Source organism: Chitinophaga sp. 9-1-y (assembly GCF_059511905.2).
Map to the genome: position 1 here is coordinate 8,048,083 of NZ_CM197955.1, position 13,677 is coordinate 8,061,759.

Below are 13,677 nucleotides of genomic sequence, written 5' to 3' on the forward strand. Positions count from 1 at the left end.
ATGGTCTTTTTAAAATTGAAGTATAAAAGTAAACATTAAAAAGGGAGGATCCTAGTTACTCAGCACTTTATTGCGGAGGCTCACTTCCCACTGCCAGGCAGTACGCATACTGTCTTCTATACCAATTTCAGGTGACCAGTTGAGCTTTTCTTTGGCTTTGGAATTGTTGGCATAAATAGAGATCACATCTCCGTCCCGGCGTGGACCGGTAGTGTAATTCAGTTTAATACCGGATATTTTTTCAAACGCCTTGATGGCTTCCAGTACAGTGACGCCATTACCAGTACCCAGGTTGAAAACTTCGCAGTTGCTTTCATTGCGGTGTTCCAGCAGGTATTGCAGTGCTTTCGTGTGTGCATTGGCGATATCCATCACATGGATGTAGTCGCGTACACAGGAACCATCACGGGTGTCGTAATCGGTGCCAAAAACGGTCATTTTAGGGATTTTACCAATAGCCGTTTGTGTGATCACTGGTACCAGGTTATCTGGTTTGCCCAGTGGTAATTCGCCGATGAGGGCGGAAGGATGTGCACCTACCGGGTTGAAATAGCGCAGCAGGATAGACTGGGTATCGTTTACCCGGCTGTAATCTTCAATGATTTGTTCTCCGATTTGTTTGGTGCGGGCATAGGGCGACTGAGCTTCCCCGATAGGTGTTGTTTCTACTACAGGTAAAGCTTTGGTGTTGCCGTATACAGAGCAGGAAGAGGAGAATACCAGGTTAGGGATATTATACTCTTTTACGCATTTCAGTACGTTGATCAGGGAGGTCAGGTTATTCTGAAAATACATCAGGGGTTCTGTAACAGATTCTCCTACTGCTTTCAGTGCTGCAAAGTGGATAACGCCCACAATATCCCTGTTTTCATGAAATACGGCGTTAGTATCTTCCAGGTTACAAAGATCTACTTTGTAATTGCGTACCTTTTTCCCGGTAATTTTTTCTATACCATCTAATAATTGGGTGGTACTCCTGATGTTACTGTCAACAGACACTACATCAAATCCATTATTGATCAGATCTACTATAGTATGTGCGCCGATATAGCCACATCCACCCGTAACAAGAACCTTCATGATATTTCAGATTTACTTTATTAGTTATTTCAGAACATTTTTTGATTAAGTAACGTTTGGAGATATGCTCCGTAGCCGCTTTTAAGCAAAGGTTTTGCCAACTCTTTCAGTTCATCGGCATTAATAAATCCTTTACGGTAGGCGATTTCCTCGATGCAGGCGATTTTTATTCCTTGTCTTTGTTCAATCACCTGTACAAACTGTGATGCCTGCATGAGTGAATCAAAGGTACCGGTATCGAGCCACGCTGTACCGCGGGGTAAGATAGAAACTTTTAATTTTCCGCGCTTTAAATATTCTTTATTGACGTCTGTAATTTCATATTCTCCACGTGGGCTAGGTTGCAGATTTTTTGCAATTTCCACTACAGAGTTATCGTAGAAATAGAGACCAGGCACTGCATAATTGGATTTCGGCTGCTGTGGTTTCTCTTCTATAGATACTACTTTCATATCCTCATCGAATTCTACTACCCCATATCTTTCCGGGTCAGATACCTGGTAAGCATATACGATACCGCCGTCGGGGTTGGCATTGTGGGCCAGTTGGGTTCCCAGTCCGGCACCATAGAAAATATTGTCGCCCAATACCAGGGCAACGCTATCCTTGCCAATGAACTCCTCTCCGATTACAAATGCCTGTGCCAGTCCGTTGGGATTAGGTTGTTCGGCATAGCTGAGCTGTAAGCCCAGTTGCTGTCCATTCCCAAAAAGACGCTGAAAAGCGGGCAGATCGTGCGGGGTAGAAATGATGAGAATATCTTTTATTCCCGCCAGCATCAGGGTCGACAGCGGGTAATAGATCATTGGTTTATCGTACACCGGCATTATTTGTTTGCTGATAGCATACGTAATGGGGTGCAACCGGGTGCCGGACCCACCCGCCAGGATAATTCCTTTCATTTGCAAGATCAATTTTTGATGGACACTCCTTATAAGGCCGCACAAAAATAGCGGCTTTTTTTTAGAAAAGCATAAAGCTAAAAGCAAAAAGCCATTGTCGCAAGTGATATATGCGACAATGGCTTTTTGCTTTTAGCTTTATGCTTATTATATAAACAGATTCACGATGAAATAAGTGAGCGCAGCCAGTAATCCGCTGATGGGAATTGTTAATACCCATGCCCAAAGAAGGGAAACGGTCACCCCCCAACGAACAGCCGACAGCCTTTTGGTAGCACCTACTCCCATGATAGCACCGGTAATTACGTGTGTGGTACTGGCCGGGATGCCCAGGTGTTCGGTAATGAAGAGGGTAATGGCGCCGGATGTTTCCGCTGCCACCCCTTCCAGTGGGGTTACTTTGGTGATACGGGTACCCATGGTTTTAACGATTTTCCAGCCACCACTCATGGTACCGAGGGCGATACAGGTAAAGCAGGCCAATGGAACCCAGTCTGGCATTGCCTTGATATTTTGGATATAACCGGCAGACACCATGGCGGCAGAGATGATACCCATTACTTTCTGGGCATCGTTACTACCGTGTCCAAGGCTCAATGCAGCGGAAGATGCCAGCTGCAGGCGTTTGAACCAGCTTTCTGCGCGATAGGGATTGGCTTTGCGGCAAACATTTACGATGATGAGTGTAATGACAAAGGCCACAAACATACCTATCAACGGCGCCAATACGATAAAATATACGGTAGGCAATACTTTGTGGAAGTTGATCACGTCGATGCTACCACCAGAAGCCGTTACTGCAGCGCCAATGAAGCCACCAATCAGTGTATGGGAGGAGCTGGAAGGAATACCCAGCCACCAGGTGAACAGGTTCCAGATAATAGCCGCCACGAGGCCACAAAAAATTACTTTCAGTGTAATAAATTGTTCAAATACAGAGCTGGCTACAGAATTGGCTACTTTAAACTCACCAATGATATATTTGGCAATAAAAAAAGCCGCAAAGTTGAATACTGCGGCCCAAAGTACTGCCTGGAAAGGCGTCAGCACCTTGGTCGACACAATAGTGGCGATAGAATTGGCAGCATCATGAAAACCATTGATATAGTCAAATATGAATGCCAGGATGATAATTATTACTAATAATGTCATGACTTAGGGAGAATTATGCGTTCAGAACAGTAATCCCCTTATCAGGAGTACTTGATAATAATGGTTTCTATTACATTGGCGCAGTCTTCGCACTTGTCAGTAGCGATTTCCAGGGCCTGGTAGATTTCACGCATTTTAATCAGTTCTGCCGCATTTTGTTCTGTGTCGAACAAATCGGCGATGGCCATGTCGTAAATGTCATCAGCATGGTTTTCCAGGCTGTTGATTTTTACGCAGGCATCGGTAATGATGCGCATATTCTGCATATTGCGCAATTCGGGGATTGCTTTTGCCAGCTCCAGTACGCCGAGGTGGATTAATTCGGCCAGTTTGCGAACGCTTTCATTGATGTAATGAACTTTGTAGAGATCCATTCTTTTGGCGGAACCGTGGATATAATCCGCAACATCATCCAGTGTAGCAGCCAGGTAGTGGATATCTTCCCGGTCAAATGGGGTGATGAAGTTTTGTCCGAGTTCTACAAATATGCGGTGAGTGTAGTCGTCATTTTTGTGCTCCAGGCGCTCTATCAGATGCACTTTATCTTTTCTCACAGCCAGATCAGTAGTCGCAACCAGCTCATTGAGCACGGTCGCCATTTCTACCAGATTGGAAGCCACATCTTCAAACAAAGAATAAAATACCCGGTCTTTCGGCATGAATAGTTTTACAAAAGAATTGAAGCCTCCCATACGTTTGAGTTTATAATTTGCCGCAAAAATAGCTTTCTCGACCTGTTCCTACCAGTAAAAAAAGCGAATTAATAATTCCTTAACACTGGATTAATATAAAAGTAATATAGCGATTTTTCCTTTGTATTGAAAATTATACTCATAAACAGGCTGCCTACAACCTGTACATACCACCTATAGATGTCAGACAAACGCCCATTAGATATAGTCGTAATCTCAGATGTACACCTTGGGATATACGGCTGTCACGCTAAAGAATTGATCCAGTACCTTGATAGTATTGATCCACGGATACTGGTACTGAATGGGGATATTATCGATATCTGGCAGTTTAGCAAACGTTATTTCCCAAAAGCCCATACCAAAGTAATCCGGAAAATCCTGAAGATGATCGGGAAAGGCACCGAAGTGTACTACCTCACCGGTAACCACGACGAGGCCCTCCGTAAATATGCCGGCTTTGAGCTGGGAAACTTTACGATTGATAATAAGCTGGTACTGGAAGTAAACGGAAAAAGGCACTGGTTCTTCCATGGCGATGTGTACGATGTTACCATGAAAAACTCCAAATGGCTGGCTAAACTGGGCGGAAAGGGATACGACCTGCTGATTATCCTGAACCGGTTGGTTAACCATGCACTGGAAAGCCTGGGCCGGGAAAAGATGTCGTTTTCCAAAAAGGTGAAGCAGGGCGTAAAATCTGCGGTGAAGTTTATTTCCGATTTTGAACAAACCGTGGCGGAAATAGCTGTGGATAAAGGATTTGACGTGGTGTGCTGCGGACATATTCACCAACCCCTGATTAAAGAGATGCAGGTAGGCGATAAAACCGTGACTTACCTGAATTCAGGCGACTGGGTAGAAAGTCTCACTTCTCTCGAATATACCAACCAACAATGGACCCTGTACCAACACCCGGTTACCAAATCCAAAATTGTACTGGCAGAAGATGAGGAGGATACCTCCAACGACTGGGATCCTACCCGCATTATTACTTTCCCCGGATCCTGATGCTGTCTGACTACTCCCCGCCCTGGTTACTTTGCCGTAACAACAGGGCGTTGTTTGGAGATAGCAGGATGGGCAAGCAGGTATTTATCTTTATATTTACATATTTATTATATATTTATATTTAAATATTATTTTCACAAAATCATAACAAGCGCTTAATATTAAATTAAAAGTAGACTACTAAGTTTGCCAGAGAAATAATTAAGTGTGTCGATAGTGTACATTTAAAAAGCAGAAAAAAAGCTAGATGAAAGTATTGAAGTTGCATCCTTTAATGACTATCTCCCTATTGCAAATGCAGATCCAGCGTTTGCTCTTTTGCAATGTGGCAGTGTATGTGCGTAATTCCCTGGCCAATACTTTTGATACCTTGAAAGAAGCCGGTTTTGAAGAAGAAGTGCTGATAGAATTTCCTATCGACGAAACACTGAGCCTGCGTGAGTTTGAGGAAGAAGTAGAAGAAAAGTTTAACTTTTCGCTGGAGTTATGTAACAAAGACAACAAACCTTTTATGAACAAGAGCCAGCATTTATTCCAGATTGCGGGTGCTACTGCTGATAAAAAGGAAGAGCGGAATTATCAGCTGGATATTTCCCTGGATATGCTGATGAATAATAACCGGCAGTCGCCTCAGCAAAATATGTGGTAATTTTTATCTTTTTCCGGGAGATATATACTTCCGGCTTGCTTTTTAGCCCTGTACCGATATCCTGTTCTCTGAAACCTTATTATTGTTAGTCCCCCTCCGTAAATGTTTTATCAATTAACATGCTGGTAATATTTTCTTAACCACCTGGTAATATACTGCCCCTACTTTTGGGGAACGGAACCCATATCACCTGCAGCGGAAACACAATACCATGCGCATGGACCTCTTTCTCCTGGTAACTTTCACCTAACAATTGTTGTATTTTTTATCAATAGATTCATAAACTGAACCCAATACCGCCCGGGTTTTTACCCGGACGGTTTTTAAGGAATGCGTTTATTTGCCCAATTTGGCCATGTATTTTTCCGGCGCTTTTTCAAATACTCCTTTGCAGGTAGGAGAACAGAAATGAAGGGTATCGCCTTTATATACTGTCCATTCTTTATAGCTGGTATCATAAGGCATTTCGCATACCGGATCCGGTAATTTACCGTTGGCATCAGCGGTCAGCTTTTCTGTAGCTGCGGCAGGTGCCGCCTTGTCGGGCATGGTATTATTTTCAGCGGGTTTAGTTTGTTGTGCACAGGCAAACAGGAATAATGCGCTACCGATAATGAATATATGTTTCATGCTATTTTTTTTTGCGAAGGTATTGATAAAACGAATTACGAATTAGGAATTACGAATTACGGATTTGTGAGTAGATAAAAGCGAAGTTGATCTTCGCGTTTACCATCTACCCACAAATCCGTAATTCGTAATTCCTAATTCGTAATTCTTCCTATTACCAGATGATCACACGTTTATCTTCTGGTAAGGTCATTTTGCTATCAGCTGCACAACCCCATGCTGCCTGGAATTCGGCCAGGTGAGGTAATGGTCCGTTGATACGGAATCTTGCCGGAGAGTGTGGATCTGTTTGAATCTGGTTGCGGAGGGCAGCATCGGTAATGTTACCGTGCCATACCTGCGCCCAGCCCAGGAAGAAACGTTGCTGCCAGGTAAATCCGTCGATTGGTTTAGGCTCGCCTTTACCTTCAAAAGATTTCACCAGTGCATGATAAGCCAGGGTTAAGCCACCCAGGTCGGCTACGTTTTCGCCAATGGTCAGCGCACCATTTACTTTGAAGCCAGGTAAGGCTTCCAGGGAGCTGAAGTAATCGATATAGCGTTTGGTGAGTTTATCGAAGTTAGCGCGATCGGCTGCAGTCCACCAGTTTTTCAGGTTACCTTCTGCATCGAATTGAGAGCCCTGGTCATCGAAGCCATGGGTAAATTCGTGGCCGATTACGGCAATGATACCACCATAGTTGATCGCATCATCTGCATTCGGATTGTAGAAAGGAGGCTGGAGAATACCTGCCGGGAATACTACTTCGTTGTTTAACGGATTGTAGTAAGCATTCACGGTTTGCGGTGTCATGCCCCACTCGCTTTTATCTACTGGTTTACCAATTTTATCAATATTTTCTTTGTGCTCATACAAGCTGGCTGCTACTACGTTTTCCAGCAGTTTGCCTTTATCGATATTGATAGAAGAATAATCTTTCCATTTGTCAGGATACCCGATCTTATAAGTAAAGGAAGATAATTTTTTGTGTGCCATCAGTTTGGTAGAATCGCCCATCCAGGTGAGTTTGTCGATTCTTTCGCCATATACTTTGCGCACGTTTTCAATCATTTCAGATACTTTCTGTTTGCTGCTTTCCGGGAAGAATTTCTTCGCAAACAGTTTACCCAGTGGCATACCCATTTTACCGTCGGTAGAGCGGATGGCGCGTTCAGCACGGGTTTTCTGTGCTTTCTTGCCTGTCATCACGGTACCATAGAAGTGGAAATTTTCTGCATCAATAGCGGCAGGTAAATAGCCGGCAAACTGGGTCAACAGCTGCCATTTGGTGTATGTTTTCAGTGTTTCAATGGGCGTAATTCTCAGTTGGTTGCCAGCTTTGGTCAGGTATTCTTTATTTTGCAGTACAACGGTATCTGCTTTAATATCCTGTTTAGCCGCAAAGTTATCCCAGTCGAAATCCGGCGCCAGTTTTTTCAGTTCAGCGAAAGCTGTTCTGTTGTATGTTTTAACCGGGTCGCGCAGTTCTACGTTAGAGAGCTGCATGTTAGCCAGTTTGGTTTCAAATTCCAGGATGGTTTTACCAGGCGTAGCTTCCGTAAAGCCAGCCAGTTTAAACATCTTATCTACGTGTGTAACGAATTCATCGCGTACATTTTTGGTCGCGGAATCCTGTCTTTCGTAGTAGCTTTTTTCACCGAGGCTCAAGCCGCCTTGTCCCTCGTACAGTACGTTCATTTTACTGTTTTTCGCATCAGCATCTGCGCCAAATCCGGTGAAGCTGGATACGCCGATTTTTTGCAGTTCGCCGGTTACGCTGGCCCAGTCGGCCAGTGTTTTGATGGCGTTAATTTTATCGAGGTAAGGTTGTAATGGAGTGATACCGCGTTGTTCAATGGTAGCGGTATCCAGGAAAGAGGTGTAGTAATCCGCGATTTGCTGCTCTTCGGTACCTTTTTTCAGGTCTTTTTTGCTGGTGATATCAGCAATAATGCCTTTCAGGCGAACTTCTTTGTTTTCTTTATCGAGGATGTTGAAGGCTCCCCAGCGACTTTCTGTAGATGGAATAGGGTTGTTTTTCTTCCAGTTGCCATTTGCGTAATTGTCGAAATCATCGCAGGCTTTGTGGGTGGAGTCGATGTCGGCGAGGTTGAATGCCGGCACCTTTATGGTGTCTGCTGTTTCTCCCTGGTGCGAGGAGCTGCCGGAATTGCAGGCTGCAAAAGTAACCATGGCAGCCAGCAACGGTAGTTTTACCGCATTGGTTTTCTTCATATATAAAACAGGTTTAGTATTTAAAGTTATGGAAAAGGGGGCAAGTTGCGACAAAGGTTTTTTATGAGCGGCAATCCCCGCAGTGGTGGCTGACAGGATCAAATCAGATAATCTCTAAATAATTAGGTAGGTTTGTGTTACGAAAATTAGGAGATAGATGAGTTTTAGGTTTAAATTGTACAGGATCACAACGTCGCTGGCATTGATGATTTCTGGTTTTTTTGTGTTCACAGGCCTTTCTGTAATTTTATTCCAGGGGATGAGTACGATGTTTTTAATGAGCCTCTTGTTTTGGGGCGCTTGTTTCATTCATAGTGTTTTATCCTTATATCTGCAACGTAGCATATTGTTGCCGGAAGTGCCCCTGAAAGAAAATACCCCTAGTGGTATTCGCATTATGGGCGTGATAGAAGTGCTTTTTTCTTCCTTAATGATTATCGTAGGAATTGTACTGATCAGCTTACCCGGTAATATTATCAACGATGTGCGGGCTATGTTACCAGCCGGTGAACAAAACTCCATTACTCCGGTGACCATACAGGTAGCAGGAGGATTTTGCCTTTTACCGGGTCTTATCCTGATAGTCAATGCGGTGTTGTCTTTCGGTATACTGCGTCAATGGCAGGAACGGCAGCAACATGATCATCCGGAGGAAGAATAATTTAAAATGAACGGTGATGGAAAAGAAGGAAATAACCAATAGTGCAGACATCAAATTGCTGGTAGACCGCTTTTACGAGAAAGTACAGGCGGATGACCGCATTGGATATATTTTTAATGACATCGCCCAGGTAGACTGGAGCAAGCATCTGCCTACCATGTATGATTTCTGGGAAAGCCTGCTGCTGGATGGTAATAATTATCGTGGCAGAACCATGGAACCTCATTTCAGAATCAATAAACTGATCCCACTGGAATCGGCTCACTTTGAACGCTGGATCGCATTGTTTGAGGAGACTGTCCACGAATTGTTTACCGGTGAAAAGGCAACACTGGCTATTACCCGTGCCAGATCTATCAAGGATATCATGGCATATAAGATGAACCAGATCAATCATCCCGACAGCAGCAAAAAAATCCCGCTCATTAACCCGGGCAGTTAACCATTAAATCATCAGTGTAGTATGCAACCATTAGCAGAGCGGTTAAGACCAGTAACCCTGGATGAACTGGTGGGGCAGGAACACCTTACTGGTAAGGATAGTATTTTAAGAAAAGCTATTTCACAAGGTATGATACCCTCCATGATTTTGTGGGGGCCGCCGGGCGTTGGTAAAACTACCATTGCCAATATTATTGCCCATACTTTACAGGTCCCCTTTTACACGCTGAGCGCCATTTCTGCCGGTGTGAAAGAAGTCAGGGAAGTGATTGAAATGGCCAAGAAACAGCGACATGCTGTACTGTTTATTGATGAAATTCACCGTTTCAATAAATCCCAGCAGGATGCTTTGCTGGGCGCCGTAGAAAAAGGCATTATCACCCTCATTGGCGCCACCACCGAAAATCCTTCTTTCGAAGTAAATGCAGCGGTATTATCGCGTAGCCAGGTATATGTGTTGAAGCCATTGGGCAAAGAACAGTTAATGACCCTGCTGCAACAAGCCATGGAACGGGATGAATGGCTGCGTAGTAAACATATTGAATTAAAGGAAACCAGTGCCCTGTTTAATATTTCCGGGGGAGATGCCCGCAAATTATTAAACCTCTTTGAACTGGTAGTAACCACACTACAGGAAGATCCTATTGTGGTTACCGACAAGAAAGTGATGGACATCGCGCAACAGCGTGTAGCCATTTACGATAAAAGCGGAGAACAACATTATGATATCATTTCCGCGTTTATTAAATCTATTCGCGGTAGTGATCCTAATGCCGCATTGTATTATCTCGCCAGGATGATAGATGGTGGTGAAGATGTAAAATTCATCGCCCGCCGCCTGGTGATTCTGGCATCAGAAGATATCGGTAATGCTAATCCCAATGCGCAATTGCTGGCTACCAGCTGCTTCCAGGCAGTAAACCTGATAGGATATCCGGAGTCGAGAATTATTTTGTCGCAATGCGTTACCTACCTGGCTGCTTCTGCCAAAAGTAATGCTGCTGTTACAGCTATCAGTGCCGCACAATCTGTAGTAGCTCAAACCGGTGATTTACCGGTACCGATGCATATCAGGAACGCCCCTACGAAAATGATGAAAAACATGGGATACGGCGAAGGGTATGCTTATGCACATAGTTATGAAAATAATTTTGTGGTACAGGAATTTTTGCCAGATGCGATTAAAGGTATGAAGTTTTATGAACCGGGGAATAACCCGCGGGAAGAAGAGTTGAGGAAGTATTTGAAGAATTTGTGGAAGGAGAAATATAATTATTGAGGATAATGAATTGAGAATTACGAATTACAGATCTGTGAGGAGGCAATAGCAAATCGCAGATCTGTAATTCGTAATTTTTTTTACTCCCTTTCTTTCGCCAAAATCTCAAACCGTTGCTCTACCCTTTCTCCATTTTCGTCTACTAACGTAATCGTATGTTTCCCTGCTGTGGGATGCAACGCCATCTGGTGAAACTCCACCGTAGTACCAATGAAATTATTATCCAGGTGCCAGAATATTTTAGCCGTGCTATTACGGTGAGTAGCCGTAAAGATTGTTTGACCAGGTTTTCCGTCAATTTCTATAGGTACAAATATCCGTGCATCGGGCCGTGGATAAATGAGTTCCATGGGTGCTTTATCTTGCCCGAGAGAAGCCAGGCATTCGGGTTTGTAAGGTGGTAACTGCTGGTAGTAGTTTTTACTACGATAATAATATTCCTGGGAGGGTGGTAATACAAACCACGATTTATGTTGCATAAATTGTGGTGATTCGCAACTTTCTGTTACGCGCCACTGCCCGGTTCTGTCGAGGTGAATGAGTTGGTGATACGGACAAATCCCTGCGCGCATCCCTGCTGCCGGTACGTAGATAGAATCTTTTTCATCGCATAGTTCGCTGGCGCGGAAACCACTTTTGCGGCATACTTCTATTTTCCGTAATTGCGCATATGGTGTGTTAAACCAGCCATTGGTATGTAACAGGCGATATACATCAAATAGAATAGGTGCAGCGGTAGACACACCTATTAGCCCGGGGCGTCCTTCTCCGTCGGCATTGCCCACCCATACGCCTACAACATATTGTGGTGTTACCCCAATGGCCCATCCGTCGCGGAAGCCGAAGCTGGTGCCTGTTTTCCAGGCTACGCGCTGAGAGGAGGAGAATTGTTGCCACAGCAGTTCTTCACCGGGGCGCATTACTTCTGTCATGGCCTGAAAGGCGTACCAGATGGAGCCGGCATCGAGTAATCCGTCTCTGCTTAATCCGTATCGGGAGGTGCGTTGTATATCCTGTCGGTAGTTAGGTGGATGGATATCATCCATGCTATATTTCCCTTTATATTGATCCATGTGCAGCAGTGTACGCGCCATGCTGGCATACATGCCACACATTTCCCAGAGGGTGGTTTCTCCCCCGCCAAGGATCAGCGATAAGCCGTAGTGATCGGCCGGTTTATTGAGTGTGGTAATGCCCAGTTTCTGTAGTAATGAATGAAAGCGTTCGTAGCGATATTGTTGTAGCATACGTACGGCAGGTATATTCAGCGACCGTGCCAGAGCGCGCGACGCTGGTACGGCGCCATCATAGCCCAGGTCAAAATTTTGCGGGGAGTAGCCGGCAATTTGCGTAGGGATATCAGGAATGAGTGTATTGGGTAGTATCAGGCCATCGTTGAGCATGGCGGCATATAGCACAGGTTTAAGCGTGCTGCCGGGGCTTCTTCTGGCCTGGACAATATCTACATGGCTTTCCAGCTCCGGGTCCGATGGATTATAGATGTTACCTACATAGGCGAGTGTATTGCCGGTTTCCACATCCAGTACCAATACAGCAGCATTATTGATGCCATTGGCTTTATAGGCGCTGTGATAACGGTCGGCAATAGCGGTGGTATTACGTTGAAGGTCGCCCTGCACAGTAGTTTTAATGCGTGTAGGGGCATCCGATTTTTGCTGTAGGTATTCTTTGCGGAACAGATCGAGTAAGTGCGGCGCATCTTGCGGAAGCGGCAACGGCTGATCCGGCAATGGTTCCAGCTTGGCCAGTTGACAGGTAATGCTGTCGATAGTATGTTGCCGGTATAACCTGGTAAGTAGTTGATTACGTTTAGTCAATAACGTTAGCCTGTTGCGGCCTGGGTGCACGAGCGCAGGACTGTTAGGTAGAACCGCCAGGGCGGCCATTTCTCCCCATGATAATAAATCTGCTTTACGGCCATAGTACCGCCAGGCTGCGGCTTCCAGTCCAACTACGTTGCCGCCGAAAGGAGCGTTGGCAGCGTATAGCGCAATGATCTTCTTTTTAGAGGCAGCAAATTCCAGGCGCGTAGCCAGTACGGCTTCCACCATTTTTTGCCAGATATTCCGCGGCTGGTTGCGTGATAAACGTATTACCTGCATGGTGAGCGTGCTGCCTCCACTGACTACTTTTTTACCACGGATATTTTGATTAACGGCCCTGGCTAAGGCCAATGGGTCCAGTCCCCAGTGATAATAGAAGCGTTTGTCTTCATACGCTACAATACATTTCTGAAACTTTTCCGGTACATGGGCATTGTAAGGAAAGCGCCATTGCCCGTCTGGTGCGATGCTGGCATTCAGCAGGTCGCCATTGCTATCTTCCAGTACATAGGAAGTGGCGGTGGTAAACAACTGTTTGGGTAAACAAAAATAGTAGGCGATGAGTAGTACACCTGCAGCACCCAGCCACCATTTTCTTTTAAGGCACCATTGTTTGAGACGATATAGCTTCATCAGGGAATCCGGGTAATAATTTTATGTGTTCAAAGATAGGGTTAACTTTATAAGTGATGAGCGTCTGACAAAAGTTATTTGTCCCCTTCCGGTAAGTTGAGTCGTTATAGGGATGAATCAACTAAACTGAGATCATGAAAGAATTCGTATTAATTTTCAGAAACAGTAAAGATGCGCACGATCACCCATCTCCTGCGCAATTGCAGGAAAGGATGAACTGGATGGCGGGCGTGGCTGCCCGCAACCTGCTGGCAGACAAAGGCAATCGCTTGTCGGCTACCGGCGCCAAAACGGTGAAACCCAACGACGTGGTAACCGACGGGCCTTACACAGAGATCAAGGAATTTGTTACCGGCTACATGATCCTTAAATCAGCCACCATAGAGGAAGCGGTAGCCATTGCCCGGGAAAATCCCATGATTAAAATGGGCGGAAATATCGAAATCAGGGAGGTGTTAGCGATACCTCCGGCAAAAAATTAGTGATAT

General features: G+C 44.9%; 13 protein-coding genes. 6 read left to right on the plus strand and 7 right to left on the minus strand.

Annotated elements, in window-relative coordinates; genetic code table 11:
* Positions 1-51: 51 nt before the first annotated feature.
* The 4 genes from galE to AC5ZC7_RS32210 form a co-directional block, all read right to left on the minus strand.
* Positions 52-1,080 carry a UDP-glucose 4-epimerase GalE gene (gene galE / locus AC5ZC7_RS32195; protein ID WP_496161271.1) on the minus strand — a complete coding sequence of 343 codons (1,029 nt, stop codon included), beginning with the start codon at positions 1,078-1,080 and terminating at the stop codon, positions 52-54.
* Positions 1,081-1,109: 29 nt separating this feature from the next.
* Positions 1,110-1,982, minus strand: coding sequence for a glucose-1-phosphate thymidylyltransferase RfbA (gene rfbA, locus AC5ZC7_RS32200; RefSeq protein WP_496161270.1), 873 nt, complete (start codon positions 1,980-1,982; stop codon positions 1,110-1,112).
* A gap of 147 nt (positions 1,983-2,129) precedes the next feature.
* Positions 2,130-3,134, minus strand: a complete 1,005-nt coding sequence (locus tag AC5ZC7_RS32205; RefSeq protein WP_496161269.1) for an inorganic phosphate transporter — start codon at positions 3,132-3,134, stop codon at positions 2,130-2,132.
* A 41-nt stretch (positions 3,135-3,175) separates the two neighbouring features.
* Positions 3,176-3,826, minus strand: coding sequence for a DUF47 domain-containing protein (locus tag AC5ZC7_RS32210; RefSeq protein ID WP_291920433.1), 651 nt, complete (start codon positions 3,824-3,826; stop codon positions 3,176-3,178).
* Positions 3,827-4,006: 180 nt separating this feature from the next.
* Here AC5ZC7_RS32210 and AC5ZC7_RS32215 point away from each other — a divergent pair, with 180 nt between their 5' ends.
* Both AC5ZC7_RS32215 and AC5ZC7_RS32220 read left to right on the plus strand, forming a co-directional pair.
* On the plus strand, positions 4,007-4,837 hold the full coding sequence (locus tag AC5ZC7_RS32215) for a metallophosphoesterase (protein ID WP_496161268.1): 831 nt from the start codon (positions 4,007-4,009) through the stop codon (positions 4,835-4,837).
* A 247-nt stretch (positions 4,838-5,084) separates the two neighbouring features.
* Positions 5,085-5,486, plus strand: coding sequence for a hypothetical protein (locus AC5ZC7_RS32220; RefSeq protein WP_496161267.1), 402 nt, complete (start codon positions 5,085-5,087; stop codon positions 5,484-5,486).
* 336 nt (positions 5,487-5,822) lie between these two features.
* On the opposite strand, the gene AC5ZC7_RS32225 is transcribed toward AC5ZC7_RS32220, so the two are convergent.
* Both AC5ZC7_RS32225 and AC5ZC7_RS32230 read right to left on the minus strand, forming a co-directional pair.
* A complete protein-coding gene (locus AC5ZC7_RS32225; RefSeq protein WP_496161266.1) occupies positions 5,823-6,116 on the minus strand; it encodes a YHS domain-containing protein in 294 nt (97 codons plus the stop codon).
* A 154-nt stretch (positions 6,117-6,270) separates the two neighbouring features.
* Positions 6,271-8,331, minus strand: coding sequence for a M13-type metalloendopeptidase (locus AC5ZC7_RS32230; RefSeq protein ID WP_496161265.1), 2,061 nt, complete (start codon positions 8,329-8,331; stop codon positions 6,271-6,273).
* Between the two features lie 259 nt (positions 8,332-8,590).
* Here AC5ZC7_RS32230 and AC5ZC7_RS32235 point away from each other — a divergent pair, with 259 nt between their 5' ends.
* From AC5ZC7_RS32235 to AC5ZC7_RS32245, 3 genes are read left to right on the plus strand one after another with little or no spacing between them, the layout of a single operon-like run.
* Positions 8,591-8,992 (plus strand): hypothetical protein, encoded by a 402-nt coding sequence (locus AC5ZC7_RS32235; protein ID WP_511911306.1) that lies wholly within the window; start codon positions 8,591-8,593, stop codon positions 8,990-8,992.
* Between the two features lie 16 nt (positions 8,993-9,008).
* The gene (locus AC5ZC7_RS32240) at positions 9,009-9,434 is read left to right on the plus strand and encodes a globin domain-containing protein (RefSeq protein WP_496161263.1); all 426 of its coding nucleotides are present in this window, start codon (positions 9,009-9,011) and stop codon (positions 9,432-9,434) included.
* Between the two features lie 21 nt (positions 9,435-9,455).
* A complete protein-coding gene (locus AC5ZC7_RS32245; RefSeq protein ID WP_496161262.1) occupies positions 9,456-10,712 on the plus strand; it encodes an AAA family ATPase in 1,257 nt (418 codons plus the stop codon).
* Positions 10,713-10,792: 80 nt separating this feature from the next.
* On the opposite strand, the gene pbpC is transcribed toward AC5ZC7_RS32245, so the two are convergent.
* Positions 10,793-13,189, minus strand: a complete 2,397-nt coding sequence (gene pbpC / locus AC5ZC7_RS32250; RefSeq protein WP_496161261.1) for a penicillin-binding protein 1C — start codon at positions 13,187-13,189, stop codon at positions 10,793-10,795.
* A 134-nt stretch (positions 13,190-13,323) separates the two neighbouring features.
* Between pbpC and AC5ZC7_RS32255 the strand changes: the two genes are divergently transcribed.
* Positions 13,324-13,671 (plus strand): YciI family protein, encoded by a 348-nt coding sequence (locus tag AC5ZC7_RS32255; RefSeq protein ID WP_496161260.1) that lies wholly within the window; start codon positions 13,324-13,326, stop codon positions 13,669-13,671.
* The last annotated feature ends 6 nt before the right edge of the window (positions 13,672-13,677 follow it).

What these genes read in the sequence shown, in the direction of transcription:
- AC5ZC7_RS32220 (WP_496161267.1), top strand. Translation starts at nt 5,085, where the DNA reads ATGAAAGTATTGAAGTTGCATCCTTTAATGACTATCTCCCTATTGCAA.
- rfbA (WP_496161270.1), bottom strand. Translation starts at nt 1,982, where the DNA reads ATGAAAGGAATTATCCTGGCGGGTGGGTCCGGCACCCGGTTGCACCCC.
- AC5ZC7_RS32230 (WP_496161265.1), bottom strand. Translation starts at nt 8,331, where the DNA reads ATGAAGAAAACCAATGCGGTAAAACTACCGTTGCTGGCTGCCATGGTT.
- AC5ZC7_RS32235 (WP_511911306.1), top strand. Translation starts at nt 8,591, where the DNA reads ATGAGTACGATGTTTTTAATGAGCCTCTTGTTTTGGGGCGCTTGTTTC.
- AC5ZC7_RS32255 (WP_496161260.1), top strand. Translation starts at nt 13,324, where the DNA reads ATGAAAGAATTCGTATTAATTTTCAGAAACAGTAAAGATGCGCACGAT.
- pbpC (WP_496161261.1), bottom strand. Translation starts at nt 13,189, where the DNA reads ATGAAGCTATATCGTCTCAAACAATGGTGCCTTAAAAGAAAATGGTGG.
- AC5ZC7_RS32245 (WP_496161262.1), top strand. Translation starts at nt 9,456, where the DNA reads ATGCAACCATTAGCAGAGCGGTTAAGACCAGTAACCCTGGATGAACTG.
- AC5ZC7_RS32205 (WP_496161269.1), bottom strand. Translation starts at nt 3,134, where the DNA reads ATGACATTATTAGTAATAATTATCATCCTGGCATTCATATTTGACTAT.
- galE (WP_496161271.1), bottom strand. Translation starts at nt 1,080, where the DNA reads ATGAAGGTTCTTGTTACGGGTGGATGTGGCTATATCGGCGCACATACT.
- AC5ZC7_RS32240 (WP_496161263.1), top strand. Translation starts at nt 9,009, where the DNA reads ATGGAAAAGAAGGAAATAACCAATAGTGCAGACATCAAATTGCTGGTA.
- AC5ZC7_RS32210 (WP_291920433.1), bottom strand. Translation starts at nt 3,826, where the DNA reads ATGGGAGGCTTCAATTCTTTTGTAAAACTATTCATGCCGAAAGACCGG.
- AC5ZC7_RS32225 (WP_496161266.1), bottom strand. Translation starts at nt 6,116, where the DNA reads ATGAAACATATATTCATTATCGGTAGCGCATTATTCCTGTTTGCCTGT.
- AC5ZC7_RS32215 (WP_496161268.1), top strand. Translation starts at nt 4,007, where the DNA reads ATGTCAGACAAACGCCCATTAGATATAGTCGTAATCTCAGATGTACAC.